This window comes from Pseudothermotoga sp., from assembly GCA_025060105.1.
Classification (GTDB): domain Bacteria; phylum Thermotogota; class Thermotogae; order Thermotogales; family DSM-5069; genus Pseudothermotoga_A.
In genome coordinates this window covers 207,862-234,020 of sequence record JANXCS010000003.1, presented here as the reverse complement: position 1 = coordinate 234,020, position 26,159 = coordinate 207,862, and the positions used below count along the sequence as shown (strand labels likewise).

The following is a 26,159-nucleotide window of genomic DNA, read 5'->3' as shown; positions in this document are numbered from 1 at the left end:
TCACTTGTTCAACTTTTGAGCGAGAGCGATCATGCGAGACTCGAGCGAATCGACATCCCTGGAGAACTTGAAGGTGAGTAAGAAAAGGAACAGTGAGCAGATCAACCAAAAATACGCAGAAACCTTCATCGCCGCTGCGAGTGAACCGAGACTCACAGAAAACAATCCTCCGATCCATCTGCCGATGCCTGTTCCTAGAGAATCGGTCAAATTGAAGATCGAAAAGATCCTTCCACGGTCCTGAGGTTCGTTCACGTTCAAAAGCATCATCTTCACGTTCGGTCCGGTGAGACTGTCGGTGAGCGAGGCGAGCAAGCCCAGAACCATCAACACGTAGAGTCCAGAGTTGGCCACGTTCGAATAGTCGAACGTCAACACGGTGAGCCAAACACCCAAAGCCGTTGTGAGACTGCAGAATATCGGCACCAGAGGCTTAGACCTTTTGTACAAAAGCGCACCGAGCCAGCCACCAACGATCGTGCCGAGGATGTTTCCAACACCGAAAACGAGGAAGATGATCGTGGCAGTTTCGACCGAAAGACCACGTTCCCTCCTGAAGAACTCGACCAGAAAGTACGGTATCGCACCCCAAGGGATCGTGCCCGCTATACCTTGAAGGAACAACAACAGGTTCGTCTTCACGCTCACGAGTTTCGCGTAGTCTTCGAGCCTCGGCGCTTTAGGATAAGCGTAGCCAGCCCTGACGAGCTCCCCTATGCCTTTTTCGAAGGCACCCCTGGGAGGTTCTTTGATCACGAACAGGGCGATGAAAGCCAACACCACGTTCGGTAGGGACACCAAAACGAACGGCAAACGCCAACCGAAGCTCGGACCGACGAAACCGCCGACGATCATGCCAAGGATGTTTCCCACACTGATCGCCGCACCCATGAGCGCGGCGACCTTCGCCCTGTTCACTTCATCGAACATGTCGCCGATGAGCGAAAATACGATCGGGAATGAAGCACCAACACCGATTCCGGTCAAAACCCTCCAGAAGAAAAGCTGGGAAAAGCTGGTTGAAAAAGCCGTCATGAAACATGGAATCTCACCGACGAGTATCGAATAGATGAGCAGACGCTTCCTGCTGTATTTATCTGCGAAATAACCCCAAGCCAAGCTCACGACAGCTCCAACCACCGTGAAGACAGCTCCGACCAGACCTATCTGTGCGTCGTCCACGTTGAAATCTTTTTCGATCGCACCAATGTTCGGAGACATCACCATCTGATCCGCGTTGAGAAGAACTATGAGCAGCACGATGAAAAGCATGGACGAGAGAGTTTGGTTCTTCTTAATCAAAGACAACCCCCCTCTCCTCTGAGAGTATTTCTAAAAAGATCTTGACCAGCTGCGGATCGAACTGCTTTCCAGCGTTCCTCAAAAGTTCAGAAATAGCTTCTTCGATCTTCATCGCTTTTCTGTATGGTCTATCCGAGGTCATGGCTTCGAACGCGTCGACTATACATATGATCCTTGAACCTAAAGGTATGTCTTCTCCAGCAAGGCCATCGGGATAACCTGTTCCGTCCCACCTTTCGTGATGGTGGCGTATGATGGTGGCTAGATCTTCAAGACCTTTGATGTGTTTCACGATCTCTGCGGCAACGACGGGATGTTGTTTCACCAGCTCGAACTCTTCCGCTGAGAGCCTATCCGGTTTGTTCAAAATGGTCTTTGGTATCGCCAACTTACCCAGATCGTGGATCATCGCGGCACAGGTGATCAATCTCGTTTCGTTCTCGTCCAAGTTCAACTTCCTCGCCATTTTGGAAGCGTAATTTTTCACAGTTTCGGAATGTTTTGCGGTGTACTGTTCGTGGAATTCCAGCGCTGTCAGGAAAGCTTGAGCGATTCCTTCACTCAAAGAAACGAGCATTTCTTCGTGTTTTTTCAATCTCGTATAGAGACTCAGAATGGAAGCTAGACCTCTCGCGAGGTCAGGTTCCATTTGAAGCTTATCTGCGTACAGAAAAACCAATTTCGTTTCATCGTCGATGTTGATACAAAATGCTCTGCCAAAATGCTTCTCAGCGATTCGGCTGAATTCTTCAGGAACTTGGCTGATTCCCTCAGGAACGTTGACGGATCTACTCAGTGAAACCTTCTCGATAGAATCATCTTTCACTGAAAGACAAACATCACCTTGCAACAACACCACACGGCCGTTCGGACAGAGCTTTTGAGTAGCCGAGAGGAACTTTTCATAGAACTCTTCACGCGTTGCATCGGCAGAAACGTTGGAGAGTAACCAGATCATGTCCGTGAACCTCTTCACGGCGTCTTCAAGTTGAGTGAAGGTACTTTGGAGTTGTTCGTTCAACGCAGAAATTTCTTGATTTTGCGCCAAAGTTTCTTCATGAAGTTGCTGTAATTCCTCGTTAGCTTTCGTCAATTGCTTTGTGCGCAATCTCACCAACGTTCTAAGGCTCATCGTCCAGGATGCAAAACCAACTGCGGAAATACCGAAGATCAAAAAAGCGGTGGCCAACCATCTTGGAACAACTTGTTTTTCCATTCCAAGATAGCGTGCGAGCAGAGCCGAGTAAGACTTTACATCCGATTTGAGAGCCTTTAAAGATTCGTCGATGGCAGGTATCAACGTTTCGTTCAAAGGTGAACCTTTTGGAAAAGCGAATCTCAGTTCGACCGGTGAAAAAATCGTTCCCGTGATCTTCACGTTGAACTTTTCATAGTTCTGTGCAGCGTATATCCTGCTGACGATCCCTCCGACTGCACGTTTCTCTCTGATGGCTCGTAAAACGTCTGGATAGTCTGAAACTTCGAGCAGTTCGACCACCACGGAGTAGCGTCGTAGTTCTTTGATGAAAGCCTGACCGTAAACATCACTTCTGGAGATGGCTATCGTTTTACCGGCTAGATCGGTTATGTCCCTGTAAGGAAACTTTTCATCGACGCAGAGTACACCCCAGTTGAGCAGAAGAGTTTCGTTGTTGTAATCGTAGATCTGAGCACGTTCAGGCGTGTAGGCTATGGAGACCAAAACGTCTATCTTTGCGTTCTTCAGATTTTCTAGTTGCTCGGAAAAAGTAGAAAAAACATAATTCAGTTTCCAGCCGTTCTCTTTGGCGATCTTCTCGAGCAGTTCTATGTACAAGCCAGCTGGACGTCCATTCGACAGAAACACTTGGGGTGGATTGTCATAGATTCCCACCCTGACGGTGATCGAGAAAGAGAAAGAACAGATCATCAAAGCGATGATGAGCAACAGTTTCATTCTTCAACCCAATTCAATGATACCAAATTATCATCTCAAAAAGAGTGACAGCACCACGATGATCGTGCCAAGGACTTTCTGTGCGCTGATGGTTTCGGATAGAAAGATCGCTGCGAGAAAGCTCGCGAGGGCAGGTTTGAGGTAGAACACGAGGCTCGTTCTCACAGGGCCGAACCTTTGCATCGCCTTGAAGAAGGTGACGTACGCAACGCCCGTGATGCCGATCCCAACGTAGAGCAGGATCGACCAATCGGGCCAGCTCAAGCTTGGAACTGAGAGCCTTCCAAAGACGGCGAGCAGAGCTCCATAGACCAAGCCGGCGGCGAGAGTGGAGATGGAGGTTGCGAGCAGTGCACCGTACTTGACGGAAAAATCTCTCATCAGAACTGTGTAGAGAGCGAAAGTGATCGAAGCTGCTATCCCACAGAAGATCCCAAAAGGACTGTCACCAGCAACGTTGGCCGAAGAGAGGACCAAAACCCCGATGGCACCGAGTGATATCGCCAAGATAGCTTTCCTCGTCAGTTTGTCTTTACCAAACGCGTGGGCGAACACGCTGACGAACAAGGGGTTCATCGCCACTAACGTGGCGGCGGTGGAGGCGTTCGAGTGCTTTATGGACAGTTGAAGCAAACTCATGGAGATCACACCGTTCAAACAACCCACGGCGATGAGCTTCGACAGATCGTTCCGTTCGATCTTCTTTCTGGAAGTCAACGAAAAGAGTGTCAAGAAGATGCCACCGGCGAAGAATCTGAAAAATGTGAGAAAGAAAGGATCGATCCTACCAGAAAGAGGTTTTGTGACAACTTCCAGCGAAGAGAAGAAAAACAACGTCACGATCAGATAGAGATAGTGCACAATTACCACCTCTCAAGTCTTGCACTGAAAAGAGTATAACAAAATGCGCATACTCGAGCATACCTGCGCATACGTGAGCATACTGAAAAAAGTGACCCACTTTGGTTAAAGATCGTCTTTCTTTGGCTCTCCAAGGTTTCGATTCAACCGTGACAAACGGTCGTTTGATTGGTATATTACTCCAGGCGAGCAACGCGTACACGGAGGTGATGTACAGGATGCGTAAGAGAGTCATCATCATGGGTGCGGCAGGAAGAGATTTTCACAATTTCAACGTGTACTTCAGAGACAACGAAGAATACGAAGTGGTTGCCTTCACAGCGACTCAGATACCGGACATAGAAGGTAGGATCTATCCGCCGGAGCTGGCAGGCAAGCTCTATCCAAACGGAATACCCATAGAACCTGAATCGAAGTTGGTCGAGCTGATCAAAAAGTACAACGTCGATGAAGTGATCCTCGCATACAGCGACCTTTCGCACCAATACGTGATGGAGCGGGCTGCGATAGTGACGGCGGCAGGTGCGGACTTCAAACTCATGGGACCGAAGCACACGATGATCGAATCGAAAAGACCGGTGGTGGCCGTATGTGCGGTGAGGACAGGTTGCGGAAAGAGCCAAACGACGCGCCGGGTGCTCGACATACTCAGATCCAAAGGTTTGAAAGTCGTGTCCATCAGACACCCCATGCCGTACGGTAACCTCGTTGCGCAGAAGGTTCAAAGGTTCGCAACGCATGAAGATTTGGACAAATACAACTGCACCATAGAAGAGCGAGAGGAATACGAACCTCACATAGACAGAAGATCTGTAATATACGCTGGAGTCGATTACGAAGCGATACTGAAAAGCGCCGAGGCTGAAAATCCAGACGTCATACTCTGGGACGGTGGTAACAACGACTTTCCGTTCTACAAACCAGACCTTTTGATAGTCGTGGCGGATCCACACAGGGCTGGGCACGAAGTGTCCTACTATCCTGGGATGACCAACCTGCTCATGGCGAACGTCGTGGTGATCAACAAGGAAGAAACGGCCAGTCCAGAGAACATAGAAACGGTCAGAAAGAACATTGAAAAATGGAATCCTCACGCCATCGTGATCGATGCAGCCTCACCCATATTCGTGGAAGATCCAAGCTTGATCAAAGGAAAAAGAGTGCTCATCGTGGAGGATGGTCCAACTCTAACGCACGGGGAAATGCGGTACGGGGCTGGGTTCGTCGCAGCCAAGAAGTTCGGTGCATCGCAGATAGTGGATCCAAGGCCGTACGCGGTCGGTTCGATCTTGGAAACGTACAGAAAGTACACACATCTGGATCTGATACTCCCTGCGATGGGTTATGGAGAAAGACAGATAAGAGAACTGGAACAAACAATAAACAACGCAGAAGCAGACGTCGTGATCATAGGTACACCCATAGATCTGAGGAGGCTCATGAAACTCAACAAACCTGCCGTGAGAGTGCGGTACGAACTACAGGAGATAGGAAAACCGAACTTGGAAGACGTGCTTTCAGAGTTCATAAAGCATCGGGTGAAGAAAGGTGTTTGAACCAGTTCGACCGATCGATCGTCTATATAACGGAAGGAAAAAGTAAGACCAGTTTAGTCAGAGATTTGTTAACACAAACGTTGTCACATAGGAACCTAAACTGATAGATAATGTAACTTGGAACCGTTACAATGTAGTTGGAAAGTGAATCAGGACCCCCCTATCCCCCTTGAGATACACCCCCCACGGCTTTAGCGGACCCACCTGGGTCCGCATTTTCTTTTAAATCATCTTTCCATACACTGGGCCTGCCGTGACCCGGTCTATCTTCACGCGAACGCACTCACCAGGTTGCAATGGCTTTTCAGCCGTGAAGATCACGATCTTGTTTCTAATGTCACGTCCATAGTGGGAGCCATCCTTCGTTTTGCCTTCGACGAACAGTTCCACAGTCCGGTTCAAATAAGACCGGTTCAGCTCCGCGTTGATCTGCTTTTGTAGATTCAACAACTCGTTCAGTCTCTTCACCTTCACACTGTACGGCACGTCGTCTGGATAATACTTCGCCGCGACCGTTCCTGGTCTTGGGGAATAAACGGCCAGATTCAAACGTTCGAACCTGGCTTGGCGTACCAACTCGACACTTTGAAGATAATCTTCTTCCGATTCGGTGGGAAAACCCACTATGATATCACTGCTGATCGCGACATCTTGAACCTTCGAGCGAATCTTTTCTACAAGCTTTAAAAACTGCGCCGAAGTGTAACGACGGTTCATCAACTTGAGGATGCGATCGCTACCAGATTGTACTGGTATGTGGAACGACTTTGCAGCCTTCGGATTGTTCGCAACGACGTCTATCAACTCGTCGGTGATGTCTGTGGGATAGGAGGTCAAAAACCAGATGCGTTTTATTCGATCGAACTCGCTCGTTTCCTCTATCAACTTCGCTAGGCTCGTTCCATCCTTCAAATCTTTTCCGTACGCATCCACGTTCTGACCTAAAAAAGTGACCTCGATGACGCCTTGCTGGGTCAAACCTTCGATCTCCTTCAGCACGTCCTGAATGGGCCTGCTCCGTTCACGGCCACGCACGTAAGGAACGATGCAGTAGGTGCAGAATCTGTTGCATCCGTGTATGATCGTTATCCACGCATGGTGCTTCGTACTGCGTAACTTTGGCAAATCTGCAACGATGTCGCACGTTCTGTCTTCAAGATAGACTATCTTTTCGCCTTCGACGGCACGCTTGAGCACGTTGGCGATCTCGACTATCGAACGAGACCCTATGACGAAATCGGCACCGAGTTGCAACAATCTTTCTCCTTCGAGGTTGGAACCACAGCCCGCGATGCCTATTAACTTTATCTTCCCCTGCTTTTTCAGTTTGACGAGCTGCCCGAGTGCCGAATGGTATTTGTCCTGCGATTTTTGTCTAACGACACAGGTGTTCAGTATGACTACGTCCGCAGATTCTACATCGTCGACGATCTCGAATCCTTCGTGTGAAAGTATGCCAGCCATCGTCTCTGTGTCGCTCTCGTTCATCTGGCATCCATAGGTTTTGATGTACACCCTCATGAAACAAAAAGAGGGGGTTTCGACCCCCTCATTCTTCCTCCTCTTCTTCGAAACTTGTATCTTCGAACAGATCAGAGATGTCTATCTCACTTTCAGATTCCTTCGCTTCGACCTTCGGAGGTTGCTCAGGCTCAGGTTCGGCGAACGAAACACCTTCTCTACCTTCGAGATAGGCATCTGCTATCTTCGAAACGATCAGTTTTATCGATCTTATAGCATCGTCGTTGGCTGGAATTACATAATCGATTGGATCGGGATCACAGTTGGTATCGACTATGGCTATCACTGGGATGCCTAGAATGTTCGCCTCAGCCACCGCGTTCTTTTCCTTGCGTGGATCTACCACGAAAACGATGTCCGGCAACCTTTCCATGCCTTTCAAACCGCCCAAGTTCTTGCGCAACTTCTCCAGCACTTTTCTCATCTTACTCTGTTCCTTCTTCGGTAGCTTGGCGAGTTCTCCACTTTCTTCCATCCGCTCGAGTTCGGCGAGTTTGTCGATCCTCGATTTGATCGTTCTGAAGTTCGTCAGAAGGCCACCGAGCCACCTGTTGTTCACGTAGAAAACTCCACACCTTTTCGCTTCCTCTTCGATGACTCGCTGTGCTTGTTTCTTCGTACCGACCATGATCATGGTGCCACCTTCACTCGCCTTGGTCCGGATGAACTCGCACGCTTCTTCGATGAGTTTCAGTGTCTTTTGAAGGTCGATGATGTAGATTCCCTTACGACTACCGTAGATGTACGGTGCCATCTTGGGATTCCATCGTCTGGTGCGATGACCGAAATGCGCACCGGCTTCGAGCAACTGCTTCATGGTGACAACTGGCATTCGAACACCTCCCGATTTGGTTGAACCTTCCGCCTTCGTCATCTCCCTCACCGACCCACACGGGCACCGAGGCTCGGGATCGGAAGGCGTGCTTTTTGAGCTAAAGTATTATTGCTCAAATTTGTTAAATGTTGGTTTTCGGTGAATGACATTCACTCGTTTTTACGAAGTTCGTAGAGGAACTTTCCTCCGTGTTCTATCCACAGAGAATCTTCATTCAAGAAATCTTCACGTCTTATCGATTGAGGTGACCTGTACCCCAACGACACGGCTTCACATTCTTCTTTGCTTATACTCGTGGCCAAGGTCACGTTGAATAGACATTCTTCTTTGCCAGTTTTGGGATCGTACCTACCATCACCACGGACGTTTATCACGTGCGCCGCAACGTTTCTGTCGAAGTTTGGGTGCTTCTTCAAAAACTCTTTCACGTAATCTTTGCAGTGATAACCGATCTGCCGGATGGCTCGATCCATGTCTCTGTTCGAATGGAAGATCTTTATGTGAGGAGCATAAATGATGATCTCTCCACCAGGTTCTATCACACCGGGCCGTTGCAACTTGTAAGAACCTTTCCCAGCCGTCCATATTTCGTCGTAATTTTCATCGATGACCTGCACGGCGCGCTTCACAGGTTTATCGATGTACACTATGTGGACCTTCTTGCTCGCTTCGGCCGCGCGCCTGTACGCCTCCAAGGCTCCTTCGTATCCGTTTCCACAGTAAAGGCCTTTTGCCAGAACTCCGCTGGAGGTTTCTTCGTAGACCATGTTGTAAAAGATCACAGGTGAACGAACCTTTTGGAAAGCCATCCTGCAAGCTTCGTTGATCACATCTCTGGCCGGATTGTCGATCAATCCGATCAGCCTCGGTATGCCTATCAAAACGGCAGCCCAATGGAAGAGCCCAACGACGTCGGGACCAGCGATGCCTGGAACGATGGATTTCAATCCACCAGAAAATCCAGTGGATTCGTGTGGGGAAGTACCACTCAGAACGATGATGAGATCGTACTTCTCGAAGAACAATCTGTTGAGCGTGACTGGAAGAGGTTGTTGAAGATCTCCCATCGTTTTTTGGCTCACGAACTCCGCGCTGAGTTCTCCAACGTTCATCAGCGCGTTCGGATTGGCGTACTCATGGTTGAACATCACGAAGTCTTCGTTGAACAGGCCGAGCTTCTTTCTGACTTCTTGCTCGCTCATGGCCCTGTGTGTACCGCTGGCGTTCAGCGTGTGGAGAGTCTTCAATCCCCTCTTTTTCAGCTCTCGATGAACGATGGGAACCAACGTGGATGAGAAGTCCACGCGCGTGTAGTCTGGATGGATCAAAAGAACCTTCTGAAGATCTCTATCTGGTAAGGTCTCTTCGACTAATCGTTTCATTTCATCTCGATCGAGACAACCTTCCAAACGCTCGATGCATTTCATGTGTACCACCTTTCATTACACACCCGCGTAGGCGTTGAAACCTCCATCGATCGGGATGACCGCGCCGGTGACGAACTTTGAAGCGTCGGAAGCGAGCCACACACACGCACCGATGAGGTCTTCTGGATCGCCGAACCTACCCATGGGTGTATGATCGATTATAGCCTTGCCCCTCGCCGTCAGATTCCCCTGCTCGTCCAACAGGAGGTATCTGTTCTGATGGGTCAAGAAAAATCCGGGTGCGATCGCGTTGACTCTCACTTTCTTGCTGTATTCCATGGCCATGTGCACCGCGAGCCATTGAGTGAAGTTGCTCACCGCCGCCTTGGCCGCAGAATATCCAAGGACCCGTGTCAATGGTCTGTAAGCCGACATCGAAGAGATGTTTATGATGGAACCACCTTCTGGATTCTTCACCAGCGTTTTTCCAAACACTTGTGAAGGTAGTATCGCACCGCCGAACAGATTCAGTCCAACGACTTTCTGGAGTGATTCGAGTGGGATATCGAAGAAGCTCAGCTGTGGCGATGTGGTCGCCTCGGGTATGTTCCCACCCGCGGCGTTGATCAACACATCCACCTTACCGAAGTCTTTGAGTATCTCATCGTGGGCCTTCCTTATGCTTTCGATGTTCAACACATCCATGTAATAACCACGAGCGTTCAAGCCTTTGGATCTGAACTCGTTTGCCCTCTCTTCGTAGTTTCTGATGTCACAAATGGCGATGCTCGCTCCGAACCTCGCCATTCCCTCACCTATCGCTGAGCCGAGGATCCCCGCACCACCCGTGATGACGACGACCTTCCCCTCCAGACTGAAAAGTTTGTACGCTTCGTTCACATCCATCACACTCCTTTCATGCGCCGAGCAGTTTTAGATGTTTTCCAAGATGTGATTTCAAAAAGTTGTAGTGTTCATCCTCATGTTCAAACAACACTTTCATTATACGATCTTTGAAGAGAGTTTTACCAGATTCTTTCGCAGTCAGAACAGAACCGTAAGTTATGTGGATGACTTGACGCACGTCTGGCTGATCGAGAAGATCTGAAAGATTTGAATCTGAAACTTCGTCCACGTTCGGAACCCTCGACAAGTTCGTTGTGACATGGTACGAGGCTCTGTCCTGTTCGAACCTCGACAGTGCGAATTTGTGAATCTCTCTGTACAAATCGGGAGCAAACTTCGCAACCGTTCTGATCGCTTCGAGATAGCTGGTTCCGGCCGTTTTGACGTGCACCGTTCTTTCCGTTTTCTCAGCCAAAACTGGATACACGCTGAACTTGTCGCTACCTGAATGCAAAGAAAGCTTGTATCCTGAGAGCATTTTCACTATGGCGACGTGTTTTTCGAGTTCTTTGGAAAATTGGTCTGTATCACCTATGTAATCGATGCCTTTCTGCCATTCTCCGGGGAATCTGAGCGCGAGCGTTTGGAAATCTACCCCACGCCTCCTCAATTCTTGAACGAAAAATATGTGTGCGAGTGGTGTCGTCGGCAGGGAAGTTTCGTCTATGGAAACTTCAAGGTCGAAACCTCTCGAACGAACGGCACGCAGGGCCTTATAACAACTTTCCACGTGCTCTATGGCGCTGATGTAAGTTGTGAAAATCTCGGCGAAACTGTCTTCGTCGAACGAGAGTTTTTCATCTAAAACGGTGAAACTTTTACCGATGTATTTGGACGCGATCTCTCGCCTTTTGGGATGTTCTTGAAAAAAGTTCACAAGTTCTCTTCGATCGATCTTTGTAGGGTCTTTCACGTGGTCAGAAGGATCGATCGTGAACATGGTGTAGCCCACGTGCGCGGCACTCTCTAAATCTTCGATCTTTTTCACATGATCGGCATCGGCGCCGAAGGCTCCATCGTAACCGCTCTCGAAGACACCCCAAACGGCGCTGTGGAGAACCTCTCGCCAAGATCTCTCGGTCCTCGTTATTTCACGGACGGATTGTTGTGCAAAGACGGGGAACACCTCGTCTTTGTTCACGATTTGTGCGTGTGCGGCCGTTGCGACTCCGATGCGATCACCGAAACCAAACGAAAGCTTTTTATCACAGATCGATGGCTTGAGGGAAACGAGCAGTTCCATCAACCTCCCACAGTTGTGATCGTTGAGAGGACACGCAAGCACGTCCAATTGATCGATGGTTCCGATCTTTTCCCCCTCGAACAGGGCACAGACCCCCTTCTTCCCCATGACGATCAAACGTTTTGCACTCTGATTCCTCGCCATGAAAAACGTGGCATCGGCGGTCTGTCGAACTGACGCATCGTAAGTACTGAACTTTCCAGCCAGCTGAGCTTTGAACTTTCTCAGCGCTTCGTTCATCAGATCAACCCCCTTCACACTTTGTGCACTTCGACACCTTTTTCGATCAAGAACTTTTCGAAATCTTCTGGTATGCCGTGATCTGTTATTATACCGTCGATATCTTCAGGCATCGCGAAGGATGCGAACGCACTCCTGTAGAACTTGGTGGAATCGGTCACGATGTACACCTTCGAGGCGCTCCTTATCATGGCCCTCTTCACGTCAGCTTCGACGATGCTCGGCGTCATGAAACCTTTGTCTATCGAAAAGCCCGTGGTACCTAGGAACGCTTTGTCCACGTTGATCTCCTCCAAGAACCTCAAAGCCCAAGGTCCAACGAGCGATAGACTGTTCTCCCTCACCACACCGCCGAGCACGATGACCTCCACTCCCTGCTCTATCAATTTCCCTGCTATGAAAACGTTGTTCGTCACCACAGTTATGGAAGAAAATTCCGCATGTCTCAATTCGAAAGTGACGTAATAATTGGTGCTGCTGCTGTCCAAGATCACAGTGTCACCGTCTTCGATCAAGGAAACGATCTTTCTTGCTATGCGTCTCTTTTCGTTTTCTTTTTGGTGTATCTTCTTCAAAAAATTCCATTCAGATCGAGAATGGTCTGCCAATATCGCTCCACCGTGCGTTCGAACGATCGAACCGTTGGATTCGAGAAATTCCAAATCCTTTCGTATCGTGACACTGCTGACGTTGAACTTTTCTACGAGTTCCTGTACGGTGACCTTCCCTTTTCGTTTCAGAATATCGAGTATCATATTCCTTCTTTCTTCTGTAAACACGTTCACAACCCCCTTTTGCATTATAGCACGGCGAGTTACGAAGATCAGAATCGAAAGCATCAAAAAGAGTTGGAAATTTTACGAAAAGAGAAGAAAAGCAAAGAAAATGCGAGCGTAAGGCATTTCAACTGACCTTAACCGTCAATTATCGGATTTGGAACCGTGTTCAAATGATCATAAACTATGTAACGGAGTGCACGATGGACGGGAGGGACGAAGATGAAAGCGGTCAGATTGCATGCTAAATGGGACCCAAGACCTGGGTTCAAACTTGGTCCGAAAGATGTCGAGGGAAAACTCTGTTGGCTCGGCAGCAAGGTGTGGAGGTATCCAGAGGTACGTGTTGAGAACGTACCCGAGCCGAAGATCACCAAACCCACGCAAGTGCTCGTGAAAGTGAAGGCATGCGGGATCTGTGGTAGCGATGTTCACATGGCTCAGACCGACGAACAAGGTTACATTCTCTACCCCGGTTTGACGGGTTTTCCGGTTACCCTCGGTCACGAGTTCTCTGGCATCGTGGTGGATGCCGGTCCAGAAGCGATCAACAGGAGAACGAACAAGCGGTTCGAACCCGGTGAGCCTGTCACTACCGAAGAGATGTTCTGGTGTGGACATTGCAGACCGTGTGCGGATGGTTATCCGAACAACTGTGAAAATCTTCGCGAAATGGGGTTCGACGTCGACGGTGCCTTCGCTGAGTACATCGTTCTGGAGTCCAAATACCTGTGGAGCTTGAAGGAACTTGAAGGTGTTTACGAGGGGGACAGGCTATTCTTAGCTGGTAGTTTGGTGGAACCGACTTCGGTTGCTTACAACGCCGTGATAGAGAGGGGAGGAGGCATCAGACCTGGCGACAATGTGGTGATCCTCGGAGGAGGACCCATAGGGCTTGCGGCCGTGGCCATCTTGAAGAGGGCTGGGGCTGCGAAGGTTATACTCTCAGAACCTGCAGCCACACGCAGGAACATCGCTAAGCAACTCGGTGCCGACGTAGTGATAGATCCAACGAAAGAGAACTTCGTTGAAGCCGTTCTCGACAGTACGAACGGAATGGGTGCCAAGCTGTATTTGGAAGCGACTGGACTGCCACAGATAGTTTGGAAAGACATAGAGGAAGTCATCTGGAGAGGTAGGAGCGTGAACGCGACCGTCGTCATCGTGGCGAGGGCGGATGTGAAGATACCGCTCACCGGTGAAGTGTTGCAAGTCAGGCGCGCTCAAGTTGTAGGGTCGCAGGGTCACTCGGGTCATGGGAACTTCCCAAGGGTCATCAGCCTCATGGCCACGGGTATGGACATGACGAAGATCATCTCCAAGACGGTGAAGATAGATGAGATCCCCGAGTACATAAAGAGACTGCAGACCGACAAGGAGCTGGTCAAGGTCACGATGCTCAACCCATGAGAGGTGAAACGCATGGATAAAGTCAGGATAGGAGTAGTGGGGAGTGGGTTCATAGGCCAAGTTCATTTGGAGATACTGTCGACTTTTCCAGACGTTGAGATAGTCGGTGTGATGGATGTCGATAAGAATCGAGCCAAAACGGTTGCAGAGAGATTCAACGCAAAAGTGTTTGATAACCTCAAGCAGATGAAGGATGCCGGTGTGAATGCAGTTTACATAACCTCGCCGAACAGAACTCACTTCGACTATGCGATGCAGACGCTCGAATTGGGCATGAACGTGTTCTGTGAAAAACCCATGACGATCTCTCTGAAGGATGCGATCGAGCTGGAAAAGAAAGTCAAAGAAAAGAACCTCATCTTTCAAGTTGGACACAACAGGCGTTTCGCGAGCGTTTACAAATTCATGAAGCAGAAGATTCTGGACGGTTCGGTGAAACCGCTCTCTTTCCAGATAAAGATGAATCGAGGAGAACTGTTGAACCCGCCTTGGACGAGCGATCGCAACTACACTGGTGGTTTTTTGTTCGAAAGCACGATCCATCTGTTCGACATGGTCAGGTGGCTCTTGGGAGAAGTCGAGGAGATGTACGTGTTGGGTAAAAAGAGCGTCTATCCAGACATAGACGATTGGGCGATCGTCATGAAGTTGAAGAACGGTCTCATTGGCACCTTCACTTCTTGCGCGCACGCGAGTTGGATGATCCCGTTCGAAAGGGTTGAAGTTTACGGTGAACACAACATGCTCATGAACGAAGAGATGGAGAGGGTGCACTTCTGTAAGGGTCTGGGGAAAGAGGTTGAGAGCCACGACTTCACAAAAGTCGATTTCAAGGAAAAGTGGGGTTACATCGAGGAAAACAAGCTCTTCGTGGAATGCGTCAAGCAGAGAGCGACGCCACCCATCACCGTGTCGGACGGTGTTGCCGTCATTCGAATAATAGATGCTTGTTACAGAGCTGTCGAGAGTGGAAACGCTCACGTGAAATTGGAGGGATGAAGATGTCGAAGTGGAAGATACCTCCAGAAGGAGGGCACATGGAGAGACCTACGGGAGTCTACTTTCAAACGATGACGATGAAAGAAATTCAAGATAGGCTGAAGAAGTGCGACTTGATAATCATCCCAGTCGGAAGCACGGAAAACCACGGCCCCAACGCACCGACTGGAGAAGACACCTTCTTGGTCACGCGCATGGCCGAGCAAGTCGCGTTGAAAACTGGTTGTACCGTGGCAGAACCGATATGGTACGGATTTCATCCTTACCACCACATCGGCATGCCTGGAACGGTTCCTGTGAAGGATGAAGCCTTCGTAGATTATCTGGTCAGCGTCATCGCTGGTTTTTGGAACACGGGTTTCAGAAAGCAGATCTTGTTGAATGGCCATGGCCAAGAATTCGTGATACCCGTCGCGATACACAAATTCGCCAAGATCTTCCAGCTGCCGGCAATAATCATCAACTTGAACTGGTACCACGCGATCCAGGACAAATTCAAAACCAAAGAGGAAGGTGGACCTTACGAAACGAGGTTCGTCCACGCAGACGAGGTCGAGACCTCCTGGAGTTTGGCGCTGTTCCCCGAGTTCTGCCACCAAGAATGGGCCGTGGACACCAAACCGCGTGGCTATCTCCCAGAAGGCCACATAGACAAAGCTGGAAACTTGTTGCACAGACCCATCGCTTGGTACGGACACGTTGGAGGTGGACCGATCGAGGTGGTCGCATACCCAGAAGGTGTAGTTGGAAAGGCTACGGCTGCGAGTGCGGAGAAAGCGAAAGAGGGAGTCGAAGCGTTTTTGGACTATCTTGAAAAATTGGTGAGAGACATCATGGAAAGGTTCCCAGCAGGAAAACTGCCGCCAGCACACGAGCTGTCACAGAGATCAAAAGAAGAGCTCGATGCGGCGTTGAAAGAACCTCTATCTCCCGGATGGAGGAGCATATACAGCATAGCTAATATGTGGTGAAACACCGGGCGCCCCGCGCGCCCGTTTTCAGGGGGGATGTGTGTGAGAAGGTTGCTTGTGGTGGCTCTACTCGTGGTGGTGGTTGCAGCCTTTGCCTACACGTTCTACGTGGTCTCACACGGTGGACCGGCCGATCCGTTCTGGGGCGTGGTCATGAAAGGCGTCAAAGATGCGGCTGCGAAGTTCGGCGTCGAAGCGGTGTATCTGGGTCCTGAGAAGTTTTCTCTGAAGGAGTTCATCGATCTTGTGAACGCAGCGATAGCCAAAAAACCCGATGGTCTCATCGTCACGATGACGAACCCGGTTGCTCTGGATGAACCCATAAGACGGGCGATCCAGATGGGGATACCCGTGGTGGCGATCAACGTGCCAGACGATCGACCGATCGATCAGAAGATCCCGTATCTGTGCTACGTCGGTATGGATGAGTATCTGGCCGGAGTCTACGCGGGAAGAAGAATGCTTCAAGAGTTCACACCCAAACGCGCCGTCATCGCCATACACGAACCGGGCCACGTGGGACTCGAAGCCAGAGCGAAAGGCATCATCGATGTGTTGAAGGAAAAGAAGATACCTGCCGAAAAGTTGGACATAACCACCGATCCAACCAAGGCTTTGACCTTGCTGAAGAGTTATCTCGCCAGATATCCAGACACCGATGCGATCTTCACTCTTGGCCCGTTGGGTGCACATCCAGCCATTCAACTCGTTGAGGAAGAAAAACTGGTGGGCAAAGTCAAAATAGGTGCGATCGACCTGACGACGAGGATCACGGACGCGATCAAGAGAGGTGTCGTGGTCTTCACGATCGATCAACAGCAGTATCTGCAAGGTTACCTACCCATCGTGTTTCTGTACCTCTACAAAGAGTACGGTCTGATACCTCACGAAAACATCTTGACTGGACCTTCCATCGTCGATAAGAGCAACGTCGATATCGTGGAAAAGACCGTAAAACTGGGATATCGATGAATCGAAAATGATCCCTCACGACTCACAAGGGGTGGTCTTTCGACCACCCCTTGCATAGGGGGGAAGCGTTTGAAAAACAAGCAAGCGAGTTTGATGGGCTTTTTCAGAATAAAGGAGTTTGGAGCCATAGTCGGTGTCGCTGTTTTTTTGGTCCTCTTTTCCGCGTTATCCAACAGGTTTTTGACGGTAGAAAATTTCTTCAACACACTCACGATGGCGGCCGAGCTGGGGATCATATCGATAGGTGTTGCGATGCTCATGATCAGCGGTGAATTCGATCTGTCTGTTGGTTCCGTGTTCGCCGTCGCACCCATGGTGTTCGCAACCATGGTCAATTCCAGATACGATCCGTATCTGTCTTTAGTCGTCTCTCTGGCGGTCTGTCTTGGGGTCGGAGCGGTGAACGGGTTGGTGACCCTCAAGACTGGGATACCTTCTTTCATAACGACGCTTGGAATGATGATGTTTTGGCGTGGGATTCTTTTGGCGGTCACCGGTGGGTTTCCCATCATCTTGGCTCGGAGAGTAGACATGTTGCAGTACTTGGGTGGCAGGATCTATGGAGGATTGAGGTATTCGGCACTCTGGTTCGTCGTGTTGGCCTTGATTTTTTCGATCATTTTGGAACAAACGCAGTACGGCAACTGGGTGTTCGCCACTGGCGGTAGTCTCGGTGCCGCGAGGGCTTTGGGGATCGCGACGGGTAGTGTGAAACTGATCAACTTCGTTCTGTGCTCGGTCTTGGCTGGTTTTGCTGGCCTGACGACGTTTGCAAGGTTCAAGTTGGTTGATCCCACCTTCGGTCAAGAACTCGAGCTCGAGGCGATCGCCAGTGCCGTGATGGGAGGCACCTTGCTCACAGGTGGGTATGGGAGTGTGCTCGGTGCGTGCATCGGAGCTTTCATGATAAGCATGGTTCGAAACGGCTTGGTGCTCGCTGGAGCACCCGCTTACTGGTACAGAGCGTTCATCGGAGTGATTCTGATAATCGCGGCAGTGATCAACGCGAGGATCAGAAGGAAGGTGGCGGGATGAACCAGCCACTCGTTGAGATGAGGAACATCAAAAAAAGTTTCGGTAAGGTGAGGGCACTGAAGGGTGTAGATTTCTCAGTGGGTCGAGCTGAAGTGGTCGGACTTTTGGGAGACAACGGCGCAGGCAAATCCACCTTGATAAAGGTCTTGGTCGGTTACTACCAACCGGACGAGGGTGAGATCTATTTTGAAGGCAAACGCGTCAGGTTCAGTTCTCCACGTGAGGCTCGTGAGCTTGGTATAGAGACTGTCTATCAAGATCTCGCGTTGGTCAACCTCATGCCGTTGTGGCGCAACTTCTTTTTGGGTCGCGAACTGGTACACAGATTTGGACCAGTGAAGTGGTTGAACAGGAAGAAAATGAGAAAGGTCGCGCTGGAAGCTCTCGCAGACATCGGGATAAGTGTGCGCAACGTCGACGACACGGTCGCCTTTCTATCCGGTGGTGAAAGACAAGCTGTGGCGATAGCCAGAGCGATCCATTTCGGAGCGAAGTTGCTGATCTTGGATGAACCGACCGCCGCACTTTCGGTCGGTGAAACGAGAAGGGTGCTCGAGCACATCTTGGAAGCCAAAAGGAGGGGAATTTCGGTGATCTTCATCACGCACAACATCTACCACGTCTACGAGGTCGCAGACAGATTGGTCGTCCTTGAGCGTGGGGAGAAGATCGGTGAGTACAAAAAAGAACATGTAACACCACAGCAGGTGATGGACCTCATTGCCGCTGCGGCTGGGGTCAAATGAGGTGATGAGTTTGGCGAAAGTGACGTTCGTCGGACATGTGTCGAAAGACATCAACAGAACACAAACCGAATTGCTCGTCGTACCGGGTGGAGGTGTTTTCTACGGATCCATAACGGCACGAAAGCTCGCGGTGGAATGTGTCGTTGTGACGAAACTGGCCGATCGGGACGTTGAACTTTTCAAACCGATGCGGGAAGCTGGGGTCGAAATGCTCACTCTACCCAGCCGGGAGACGACGACGATAGAGAACGTCTATCCATCGAGCAACCCAGACGAAAGAAAAAGCAGGATCTTATACAGAGCCGAACCGTTCGTGGATGAAGAGCTGAGTTACGTGAAGACCAACGTGACGGTGGTCAGCGCGCTGTGGCACGGAGAATTTCCAGAAAGGCTCTTGGAACGATTGAGATCGAAAGTGGAATTGCTCGTTGTGGACGCACAAGGTTTTTTGAGGAACGTGCTCGAGGATGGAAGCATGAAGTATGCAGATTGGCATGACAAAGAGAAATATCTGCCGATGATAGACATCTTCAAAGTTGACAACAACGAAGCGTACGTGATGACCCATGAACGGCGGTTGGAAAGAGCGTGCGTTGAACTTTCAAAGTTTGGAGCGAAGTTGATCCTAGCAACTCATAAAGAAGGCGTTGTCGCCTACGATGGTCGAAATTTCTACGAAGGAAAGTTCTCAGATTACAAGCTTCTCGGTCGTACTGGTCGTGGCGATACGTGTCTGGCTGCGTTCCTTGCAGGTTTGATGAACGGAAAGAGTTTGGAAGAATCGGTTGAACTGGCAGCTAGGGTGACTTCAGCGAAGATGCAGTACGCGGGGCCTTACAGAGGGGGTGAGGTCGTGTGAGAAAGCTCTTTGTGTTGTTGTCGGTGATGTTGGTGGCATGCGTGGCTCTGACTGCCGAGAGAGTGCTGCACATGTACACCGCCTTGGATGAGAACGAATGGCCCATCTATGTGAAGGCTTTCGAGAAGGCGACGGGGATCAAAGTTGAAGTCGTTCGATTGTCTTCAGGTGAACTGCTCGCGCGTATCGAGGCTGAATCTAAGAACCCCAGGGCCAGCATCTGGTTCGGTGGGCCTGCCGTCGATCACATCGCAGCGAAGAAGAAGGGACTTTTGGTGCCTTACAGATCTGCGATGACCGAGAAGGTTCCGGCAGCTTTGAAGGATCCGGAAGGTTACTGGGTTGGTATTTACTTCGGTGCCATAGGTTTTGCGAGTAACACGGAGATCTTGAAACAACTCAAGGTTGATCCACCAACTTCTTGGCAAGACCTGCTCAAACCCGAATTCAAAGGCAAAGTTTCTGTAGCTTTCCCGTACACTTCTGGCACCGCTTACACCGTATTGGCGGCTCTCGTGGCGTTGATGGGTGAGGATGCAGCGTTCAAGTACTGGAAGAGTTTGGACAAACAGATACAGCAGTACACCAAATCTGGTTCTGCCCCCGTCGTACAAGTTGGTCTCGGTGAAGCGGCTGTGGGCATCGCCTTCGCACACGACATCATAGCGAGGGGTATCGCGAAGGGTTATCCTCTGGTGCTCACCTTCCCTAAGGAAGGGACCGGTTACGAAATCGGTGCGATGTCCCTCATCAAGGGTGGACCGGAACCAGATCTAGCGGCGAAGTTCATCGACTGGATGCTCAGCGTTGAGGCGCAGAACCTCATGAAAGAATGGTTCAGGATACCTGCCAACCCGGCGGCCGAAGTGGCGCTCGGCGCGGTGAGGTTGGAAGATGTCAAGTTGGTGCCCATGGACTTCGAATACTTCGGTAGAGAAAAAGATAGGTTGTGTGAACGCTGGAGAGAAGAGATCGAGTATGGAAGATGAACTTTTCGCTGGCGCGGTGCTGCCGCGCCAGTATTCTAGAGGTGAGGTTGAACGGTGGGGAAACAACTGAGGAGGATTTTGAACGAGCCGGTTTTGCTCTCGATGATAGTTTTAGTCTGGGTACTGTTGGCGATCTTCGTGATCTATCCACTCTTCATGGTGGGGTTGAAGAGCTTTGAACCGAAGCCAGCCAGGTTCGGTTTGGACGTCTATAGGACCATATTCTCCAAAAGGTATTTCATCGTACCGATCTTCAACACTCTGAGACTCGGCGTTGTGGTGGCATGCCTTGGTGTTCTGATAGGATACATCTTCGCATACTCCATCGTCAAGGCCAACGTGCCCATGAAGAACTTCTTCAGAACGGTTGCAACTTTTCCCATCGTTTCTCCACCGTTCGTCGTTGCGCTGGCTGCGATCCTTCTTTTTGGAAGGAACGGCTTGTTCACAAGAAGACTGTTCGGTGGTACGCCACCGTTCGAGATATATGGATTTTGGGGTTTGGTCATCGTCGAAACGCTCGCTTACTTTCCAACGGCGTTTTTGACTTTGGAAGGTACGTTGCTCTCGATAGGTGCAGATCTTGAGGAGGCTTCCCAAAGTCTTGGATGTAGCAAATGGAGAACTTTTTGGCGTGTGACTTTTCCTTTGAGTATGCCAGGTGTTCTGTCTGCGTGGCTTTTGGTGTTCTCCCAATCGATGGCTGATTTTGGAAATCCACTCGTGCTGGGTGGAAAATACCACGTGCTGAGCGTGTCTGCCTATTTGGAGATCACGGGCGGTTACAGGGTACCACACGGTTCTGCACTTGCGATTTTGCTTTTGATCCCAACCTTGATAGCGTTCTTCGTACAGAGATATTGGTTGTCGAGGAAATCTTTCGTCACGGTGACGGGAAAATCTTTCCTATCCAAATCGATGGAACTTCCAAGTTGGGCGAAGGTGATCCTCACGCTCATCTGCTTCATCCTCACAGCCTCCATCATGACGTTCTACGGAACAGTGTTGTTCGGTTCTTTCACCAAGCTTTGGGGTGTGAATCATACCTTAACGCTGGACAACTACAGATACGTCTTCAACTTCAGCTGGGAGTATCTGAAGGACACTCTGTTGTTGGCGTCCATGGCGACACCCATATGTGGTGTGCTCGGCATAATGATCGCCTATCTTGTGGCGAGGAAAGAGTTCTTTGGAAGGAGATTGATGGAAGCCATTTCGCTGCTGCCTTTCGCGGTCCCCGGAACGGTGGTTGGTATAGGTTACCTTCTGGCCTTCAACCAAGAACCACTCGTTCTAACGGGAACGGCGTTGATCATAGTGTTGGTGTTCGTCTTCAGGGAGCTTCCTGTGGGCGTACAGAACGGAGTTGCTGCGCTGTATCAGATAGACAAATCGATAGAAGAAGCTTCCATGGATCTTGGGTGTAACAGTAACCAGACCTTTTGGAAAGTCACACTCCCATTGTTGATGCCAGCCTTCTTCACGGCGTTGTTCAACGCTTTCGTTCGGAGCATGACGGCTATAAGCGCCGTGATCTTCGTCGTATCGGCCAAGTGGAATCTCATCACCGTGAGGATCCTTGGGGCTGTGAGCAACGGTGACTTGGCACAAGCGGCAGCTCTCAGCTGTGTTTTGATTGGGTTCGTCGTTCTGGCGATGTTTTTGATGAGAGTTGTGACGGTGAACCTTTCGTACCAAATGAAGCTCAGGAGGGTTGAAGGGTGAACGGCTACTACGTCGAAGTCAAAAACTTGGTGAAGATCTTCAAAGATCCTGCCACACGTTCCGTCGTGAGGGCCGTCGATGGTGTGAGCTTTGGGGTGGAGAAGGGGAAACTCGTGACTTTGCTGGGGCCATCAGGTTGTGGCAAGACTACAACTCTACGCCTGATAGGTGGATTCGAAATACCCACTTCTGGAGACATACTCATCGACGGAAGTGTGGTCAACGATCTGCCACCGAACCGCCGTCCGACCGCGATGGTCTTTCAGAGCTACGCTTTGTTTCCACATCTGAACGTGTTCGAGAATGTCGCCTACGGACTCAAAGCGCGCAGGGTAGCGAAAGACATTTTGCGAAGGAAAGTGATGCAGATACTGGAAATAGTCGGGCTCGTTGGTTTGGAAAAGAGATATCCCAGTCAACTGTCTGGCGGTCAACAACAACGTGTAGCTTTGGCGCGCGCACTGGTAGTTGAGCCGAAGGTGCTCCTCTTGGACGAGCCTCTATCGAACTTGGATGCGAAACTCCGTGAGCAGATGAGAGTCGAGCTGAGAAAAATACAGATGAGCCTTGGTATCACCAGCATTTATGTGACACACGATCAGCTGGAAGCCATGACGCTTTCAGACTATGTGATCGTGATGAAAGACGGAAAAATCGTTCAAAAGGATACACCAGAGATGCTTTACAGATTTCCCACCAACGTGTTCGTGGCCAGCTTCATTGGGAAAGCCAGCTTCGTCGAAGGAAAGATCTACGAGCGCAAACATAACGAAGCCATCGTTGAGTTGAAGGATGGTCAGAAGGTAACCGTCGATGTGCGGGAAGATTCGAACGTTCAACTGAACGATTCGGTTCTTTTGGTCCTCAGACCTGAAGGCGGACGGTTCGTTTCACCCCAAGAAGGTTTGTTGAAAGGAAAGGTCGTGACTAGAGTCTACACCGGTTCAACGTTCTACTTTGAGATCAAGACCGAGCATGGAACTGTGAGCGTTGAAATCCACGGGCACGAGGAAAGAAAAGTTCCACAGCTCGGTGAAACGGTGAATGTGTCGTTCGAAAGATCGTCCATGTCGGTGGTGAAGAGAGAATGAAATTGCTGGTCTTCGATCTGGATGGAACACTTTTGGAAAAAGATGGGACCCTTTCTTTAGAAACTTTGCAAATGTTGAAAAAACTGGAGGAGAAAAGTGTCAAATCCACTGTGGCGACGGGTCGCTCTTTGAAGAGTGCGAGCAGATTCATCGAACGACTCGTCAGCAAAGTACCCGTGATACTCTTCAACGGTGCACGGATCTTCGATCCAGTGACTGGGCGATACCTGTATTCAGAGACGTTACAAGATTCTCTGGCTCAAAAGGTGGGCCATCTTTGCCAAAGGTCTGACGTGTCCATCTTTTTCTTCATCGATGAAGATGTCTACGTTCTGAATTTAACTTCACATGCGGCACGTTACGTTTACAGAGATGGGCTCAGCTACCATCTTGTGGAGAACATCGATTTTTTGAATCACAAAAGGGTGACGAAGATAGTTCTCACAGGCCCCAGTTTTGAACTGACCGACATAGAGAACGTATTGAAACTTCAGCATCGTATCCACGCTTCGATCACAAGATCGGAAGAGGACCTTTTAGAAATCCTACCGTTCGGTGTGAACAAAGCTGAAGCGCTGAGGAGACTCTGCAAGTTTTTGAACATCGATTTAAAGGAGGTTGTAGCTTTCGGCAACGGGGAGAACGATCTGGAGATGATCAAAATTGCGGGAACCGGTGTGACCTTCAACGATGCACCGGATGTTGTGAAGAAACAAGCTAAGGTCATCTTGCAAAACTGCGGTCATCTTGGACTTCAAGAGTTCTTCGAGAAATTCTTCACAAAAGGGGTGACTCTGTGAAACTTGCACTGGTTTTGAGCACGGTAGATGCCGCCTTCGATGCGTTGGCCTTCAAAGGTGATCTGACGAAGGGAGCGATGATGGCCAAAGATATTGGCTACGATGCCGTCGAGATCGCGATCAGAGACCCGAAAGTGATAGACGTGGCACAACTCAAAAGTTTGTTGGATGAGTTGCGAATGGATGTGGTTGCCGTTGGGACTGGGCAAGCTTATCTCGCTGAAGGTTTGAGCATCACCGATGCGGACGTTTCAATACGATCCCGCGCCATGGAGAGGCTAAAGAATCACATCGATTTCGCCTCGTTCTTCAATGCGAAGGTCATCGTTGGACTGGTTAGGGGCAAGAAGGGAAAAAGATCCTTGGACGAGACTTTGAAATTGTTCATCGAGTCGGTGGGTGAGCTCGCAAACTACGCGAAAGAAAAGGGTGTCGAGCTGGTGGTGGAACCTTTGAACAGGTACGAGACGGATTTTCTGAACACGTTGAAAGAAGTGAGACATGCCTTGGAGCTTTTGAGGCGTGACAATGTGGGAATATTGGCCGATACGTTCCACATGAACATCGAGGAAGTGAACATCGAAGAGAGCTTGAAAGAGTGTGCGAGTTGGATCAAACATTTCCACGTCGCTGACAGCAACAGATGGGCACCGGGTGCGGGACATTTGAACTTCGATTCGATCTTCAAAACTCTGCGAGAGATCGGTTACAGTGGGTTCATCTCGGTGGAGTGCTTGCCGTTGCCAGGTGGAACCGAAGAGGCGGCCAGATTGGCTTTTAAAACTTTACAAAGGTTTTTGAAGAAACTCTGAAAGTTCATTGTTCAAATTGAAGGGGAGGTGAATGTGCATGAAGAGAGTGTGTGCCGTGCTGTTGATGCTCGCAGCGGCGGTGGTGTTGGCACAGGCAGACATCCCCATCAAAGTCACCCTCACCATGATGGTCGCGGGTGATCAGAACATGGTCGATTTCTTCCAGTACGAGATAGCACCACAGTTTGAAAAACTCTATCCGAACGTGAAGGTGAAGGTCGTAGGTACCGGACCAGGTGATGCCGGCTCGCAACAGATCATTCAACAACTGCAACTCGAGAAAGATTCGGGCAAGGACAAGTGGGCCATCGATTTAGTCGTCATTCACGAGGCTGGAACGATCTGGGCGATCGAGCGTGGTCTAATAAGACCGTACACGGATTTCCTCACCGCGAGGAGACTCGTGACGATGAAGACGGCGGAAGTTGCACTCGGCGTCAAAGTTGACGGTTACGTCATGCCCATGTTCCACAGCCAGACTGCGATAGCTTACAACCCAAGGTTCGTCAAAGATCCACCGAGGAGCTATGCCGAACTGGTCGAATGGGTGAAGAAGAACCCGAAGAAGTTCGGCTACAACGGCATCAAAGGTGGTATGTCTGGTGTTTCGTTCGTGTTCGGATGGGTCTATTGGAAGTCGAAGAATCCAGAGATACTGATGAACGGACCTTTCGATGAGAAGTACACGGAAGATTGGCCACAGATCTACGCAGAATTGAAAGAGTTCAACAAGTACGTTGTGCTCACGGCTGGCAACGCTGGAACTCTGGACGCACTGAACAGGGGCGAGATCTGGATGGGCCCAGTTTGGGTGGACATGTTCTACACGTGGATCAGGGAAGGTAGGATGGACCCGAACATAAGGTTGATCCTTCCAGAACCCGGTATGCCTGGTCAACCGATGTACTTCGCGATACCGACCAAGGCAGCGAACGCCGATTATGCGCTCAAGCTCATCGAATTCGTGTCATCCCCATCGATACACGCCAAGTACATAGTCGATAAATTCAACTGGTATCCGGCGATCGGCGTGGAGTACGTTTCTCCACACCTGGGCAAGGAAGTCTTCGAAAGACTGTATCGAGACATCAAAGAGACAGATCTGTTGAAATTCGGCAAGCGCATGCCAATAGCTGACTACAGAACCAGAATGCTTGAAGCTTACGAAAGGTGGGTCGAGAAATGAGTGAAGGCGGGGCCATCGGCC

Annotated in this window: 23 protein-coding genes; 14 read left to right on the top strand and 9 right to left on the bottom strand. The window is 49.9% G+C overall.

The window, feature by feature from the left end:
* From NZ875_04555 to NZ875_04545, 3 genes are read right to left on the bottom strand one after another with little or no spacing between them, the layout of a single operon-like run.
* Window positions 1–1,272, bottom strand: coding sequence for an MFS transporter (locus NZ875_04555; protein ID MCS7175010.1), 1,272 nt, complete (start codon window positions 1,270–1,272; stop codon window positions 1–3).
* 22 nt (window positions 1,273–1,294) lie between these two features.
* On the bottom strand, window positions 1,295–3,238 hold the full coding sequence (locus NZ875_04550; GenBank protein ID MCS7175009.1) for a transporter substrate-binding domain-containing protein: 1,944 nt from the start codon (window positions 3,236–3,238) through the stop codon (window positions 1,295–1,297).
* Window positions 3,239–3,268: 30 nt separating this feature from the next.
* Window positions 3,269–4,099, bottom strand: coding sequence for a DMT family transporter (locus NZ875_04545; GenBank protein MCS7175008.1), 831 nt, complete (start codon window positions 4,097–4,099; stop codon window positions 3,269–3,271).
* A 218-nt stretch (window positions 4,100–4,317) separates the two neighbouring features.
* On the opposite strand from NZ875_04545, the gene NZ875_04540 reads away from it, so the two are divergent.
* Window positions 4,318–5,655 (top strand): cyclic 2,3-diphosphoglycerate synthase, encoded by a 1,338-nt coding sequence (locus NZ875_04540; protein MCS7175007.1) that lies wholly within the window; start codon window positions 4,318–4,320, stop codon window positions 5,653–5,655.
* A gap of 222 nt (window positions 5,656–5,877) precedes the next feature.
* Here the strand turns inward: NZ875_04540 and miaB are convergent, their stop codons facing one another.
* From miaB to NZ875_04510, 6 genes are all read right to left on the bottom strand, one after another.
* A complete protein-coding gene (miaB, locus tag NZ875_04535; protein ID MCS7175006.1) occupies window positions 5,878–7,176 on the bottom strand; it encodes a tRNA (N6-isopentenyl adenosine(37)-C2)-methylthiotransferase MiaB in 1,299 nt (432 codons plus the stop codon).
* Between the two features lie 28 nt (window positions 7,177–7,204).
* Window positions 7,205–8,008, bottom strand: a complete 804-nt coding sequence (gene rpsB / locus NZ875_04530; protein MCS7175005.1) for a 30S ribosomal protein S2 — start codon at window positions 8,006–8,008, stop codon at window positions 7,205–7,207.
* A 152-nt stretch (window positions 8,009–8,160) separates the two neighbouring features.
* A complete protein-coding gene (locus NZ875_04525; protein ID MCS7175004.1) occupies window positions 8,161–9,438 on the bottom strand; it encodes a lactate racemase domain-containing protein in 1,278 nt (425 codons plus the stop codon).
* A gap of 15 nt (window positions 9,439–9,453) precedes the next feature.
* Window positions 9,454–10,284: an SDR family oxidoreductase gene (locus NZ875_04520; GenBank protein MCS7175003.1), complete on the bottom strand. Its 831-nt coding sequence runs from the start codon at window positions 10,282–10,284 to the stop codon at window positions 9,454–9,456.
* A 10-nt stretch (window positions 10,285–10,294) separates the two neighbouring features.
* Complete coding sequence (locus NZ875_04515; protein ID MCS7175002.1) at window positions 10,295–11,767, bottom strand: tagaturonate epimerase family protein; 1,473 nt, start codon at window positions 11,765–11,767, stop codon at window positions 10,295–10,297.
* Window positions 11,768–11,781: 14 nt separating this feature from the next.
* Window positions 11,782–12,552, bottom strand: coding sequence for a DeoR/GlpR family DNA-binding transcription regulator (locus NZ875_04510; protein MCS7175001.1), 771 nt, complete (start codon window positions 12,550–12,552; stop codon window positions 11,782–11,784).
* 213 nt (window positions 12,553–12,765) lie between these two features.
* Between NZ875_04510 and iolM the strand changes: the two genes are divergently transcribed.
* From iolM to NZ875_04445, 13 genes are all read left to right on the top strand, one after another.
* On the top strand, window positions 12,766–13,953 hold the full coding sequence (gene iolM / locus NZ875_04505; protein MCS7175000.1) for a scyllo-inosose 3-dehydrogenase: 1,188 nt from the start codon (window positions 12,766–12,768) through the stop codon (window positions 13,951–13,953).
* 12 nt (window positions 13,954–13,965) lie between these two features.
* Window positions 13,966–14,952 (top strand): Gfo/Idh/MocA family oxidoreductase, encoded by a 987-nt coding sequence (locus NZ875_04500; protein ID MCS7174999.1) that lies wholly within the window; start codon window positions 13,966–13,968, stop codon window positions 14,950–14,952.
* A gap of 2 nt (window positions 14,953–14,954) precedes the next feature.
* A complete protein-coding gene (gene iolN / locus NZ875_04495) occupies window positions 14,955–15,923 on the top strand; it encodes a 3-dehydro-scyllo-inosose hydrolase (GenBank protein ID MCS7174998.1) in 969 nt (322 codons plus the stop codon).
* Window positions 15,924–15,959: 36 nt separating this feature from the next.
* Window positions 15,960–16,895 (top strand): sugar ABC transporter substrate-binding protein, encoded by a 936-nt coding sequence (locus tag NZ875_04490; GenBank protein MCS7174997.1) that lies wholly within the window; start codon window positions 15,960–15,962, stop codon window positions 16,893–16,895.
* 69 nt (window positions 16,896–16,964) lie between these two features.
* The gene (locus NZ875_04485; GenBank protein ID MCS7174996.1) at window positions 16,965–17,930 is read left to right on the top strand and encodes an ABC transporter permease; all 966 of its coding nucleotides are present in this window, start codon (window positions 16,965–16,967) and stop codon (window positions 17,928–17,930) included.
* The gene (locus tag NZ875_04480; GenBank protein MCS7174995.1) at window positions 17,927–18,676 is read left to right on the top strand and encodes an ATP-binding cassette domain-containing protein; all 750 of its coding nucleotides are present in this window, start codon (window positions 17,927–17,929) and stop codon (window positions 18,674–18,676) included. Before NZ875_04485 ends, NZ875_04480 begins: the two co-directional genes overlap by 4 nt.
* 19 nt (window positions 18,677–18,695) lie before the next feature.
* Complete coding sequence (locus NZ875_04475; protein ID MCS7174994.1) at window positions 18,696–19,535, top strand: PfkB family carbohydrate kinase; 840 nt, start codon at window positions 18,696–18,698, stop codon at window positions 19,533–19,535.
* On the top strand, window positions 19,532–20,524 hold the full coding sequence (locus tag NZ875_04470; protein ID MCS7174993.1) for an ABC transporter substrate-binding protein: 993 nt from the start codon (window positions 19,532–19,534) through the stop codon (window positions 20,522–20,524). The genes NZ875_04475 and NZ875_04470 overlap by 4 nt, the downstream gene beginning before the upstream one ends.
* A gap of 54 nt (window positions 20,525–20,578) precedes the next feature.
* Window positions 20,579–22,249, top strand: a complete 1,671-nt coding sequence (locus NZ875_04465; protein MCS7174992.1) for an iron ABC transporter permease — start codon at window positions 20,579–20,581, stop codon at window positions 22,247–22,249.
* The gene (locus tag NZ875_04460; GenBank protein ID MCS7174991.1) at window positions 22,246–23,340 is read left to right on the top strand and encodes an ABC transporter ATP-binding protein; all 1,095 of its coding nucleotides are present in this window, start codon (window positions 22,246–22,248) and stop codon (window positions 23,338–23,340) included. The genes NZ875_04465 and NZ875_04460 overlap by 4 nt, the downstream gene beginning before the upstream one ends.
* Window positions 23,337–24,140, top strand: coding sequence for a Cof-type HAD-IIB family hydrolase (locus tag NZ875_04455; GenBank protein ID MCS7174990.1), 804 nt, complete (start codon window positions 23,337–23,339; stop codon window positions 24,138–24,140). The genes NZ875_04460 and NZ875_04455 overlap by 4 nt, the downstream gene beginning before the upstream one ends.
* Window positions 24,137–24,952 carry a 5-keto-L-gluconate epimerase gene (gene iolO / locus NZ875_04450; protein ID MCS7174989.1) on the top strand — a complete coding sequence of 272 codons (816 nt, stop codon included), beginning with the start codon at window positions 24,137–24,139 and terminating at the stop codon, window positions 24,950–24,952. The genes NZ875_04455 and iolO overlap by 4 nt, the downstream gene beginning before the upstream one ends.
* Window positions 24,953–24,989: 37 nt before the next feature.
* Window positions 24,990–26,138, top strand: coding sequence for an extracellular solute-binding protein (locus NZ875_04445; GenBank protein MCS7174988.1), 1,149 nt, complete (start codon window positions 24,990–24,992; stop codon window positions 26,136–26,138).
* The last annotated feature ends 21 nt before the right edge of the window (window positions 26,139–26,159 follow it).

Excerpts from the sequence above, each read along its gene's own strand:
- NZ875_04555 (MCS7175010.1), bottom strand. The coding sequence starts at position 1,272 with ATGCTTTTCATCGTGCTGCTCATAGTTCTTCTCAACGCGGATCAGATG.
- NZ875_04550 (MCS7175009.1), bottom strand. The coding sequence starts at position 3,238 with ATGAAACTGTTGCTCATCATCGCTTTGATGATCTGTTCTTTCTCTTTC.
- NZ875_04540 (MCS7175007.1), top strand. The coding sequence starts at position 4,318 with ATGCGTAAGAGAGTCATCATCATGGGTGCGGCAGGAAGAGATTTTCAC.
- miaB (MCS7175006.1), bottom strand. The coding sequence starts at position 7,176 with ATGAGGGTGTACATCAAAACCTATGGATGCCAGATGAACGAGAGCGAC.
- rpsB (MCS7175005.1), bottom strand. The coding sequence starts at position 8,008 with ATGCCAGTTGTCACCATGAAGCAGTTGCTCGAAGCCGGTGCGCATTTC.
- NZ875_04525 (MCS7175004.1), bottom strand. The coding sequence starts at position 9,438 with ATGAAATGCATCGAGCGTTTGGAAGGTTGTCTCGATCGAGATGAAATG.
- NZ875_04520 (MCS7175003.1), bottom strand. The coding sequence starts at position 10,284 with ATGGATGTGAACGAAGCGTACAAACTTTTCAGTCTGGAGGGGAAGGTC.
- NZ875_04515 (MCS7175002.1), bottom strand. The coding sequence starts at position 11,767 with ATGAACGAAGCGCTGAGAAAGTTCAAAGCTCAGCTGGCTGGAAAGTTC.
- iolM (MCS7175000.1), top strand. The coding sequence starts at position 12,766 with ATGAAAGCGGTCAGATTGCATGCTAAATGGGACCCAAGACCTGGGTTC.
- NZ875_04500 (MCS7174999.1), top strand. The coding sequence starts at position 13,966 with ATGGATAAAGTCAGGATAGGAGTAGTGGGGAGTGGGTTCATAGGCCAA.
- iolN (MCS7174998.1), top strand. The coding sequence starts at position 14,955 with ATGTCGAAGTGGAAGATACCTCCAGAAGGAGGGCACATGGAGAGACCT.
- NZ875_04490 (MCS7174997.1), top strand. The coding sequence starts at position 15,960 with ATGTGTGTGAGAAGGTTGCTTGTGGTGGCTCTACTCGTGGTGGTGGTT.
- NZ875_04480 (MCS7174995.1), top strand. The coding sequence starts at position 17,927 with ATGAACCAGCCACTCGTTGAGATGAGGAACATCAAAAAAAGTTTCGGT.
- NZ875_04455 (MCS7174990.1), top strand. The coding sequence starts at position 23,337 with ATGAAATTGCTGGTCTTCGATCTGGATGGAACACTTTTGGAAAAAGAT.
- NZ875_04445 (MCS7174988.1), top strand. The coding sequence starts at position 24,990 with ATGAAGAGAGTGTGTGCCGTGCTGTTGATGCTCGCAGCGGCGGTGGTG.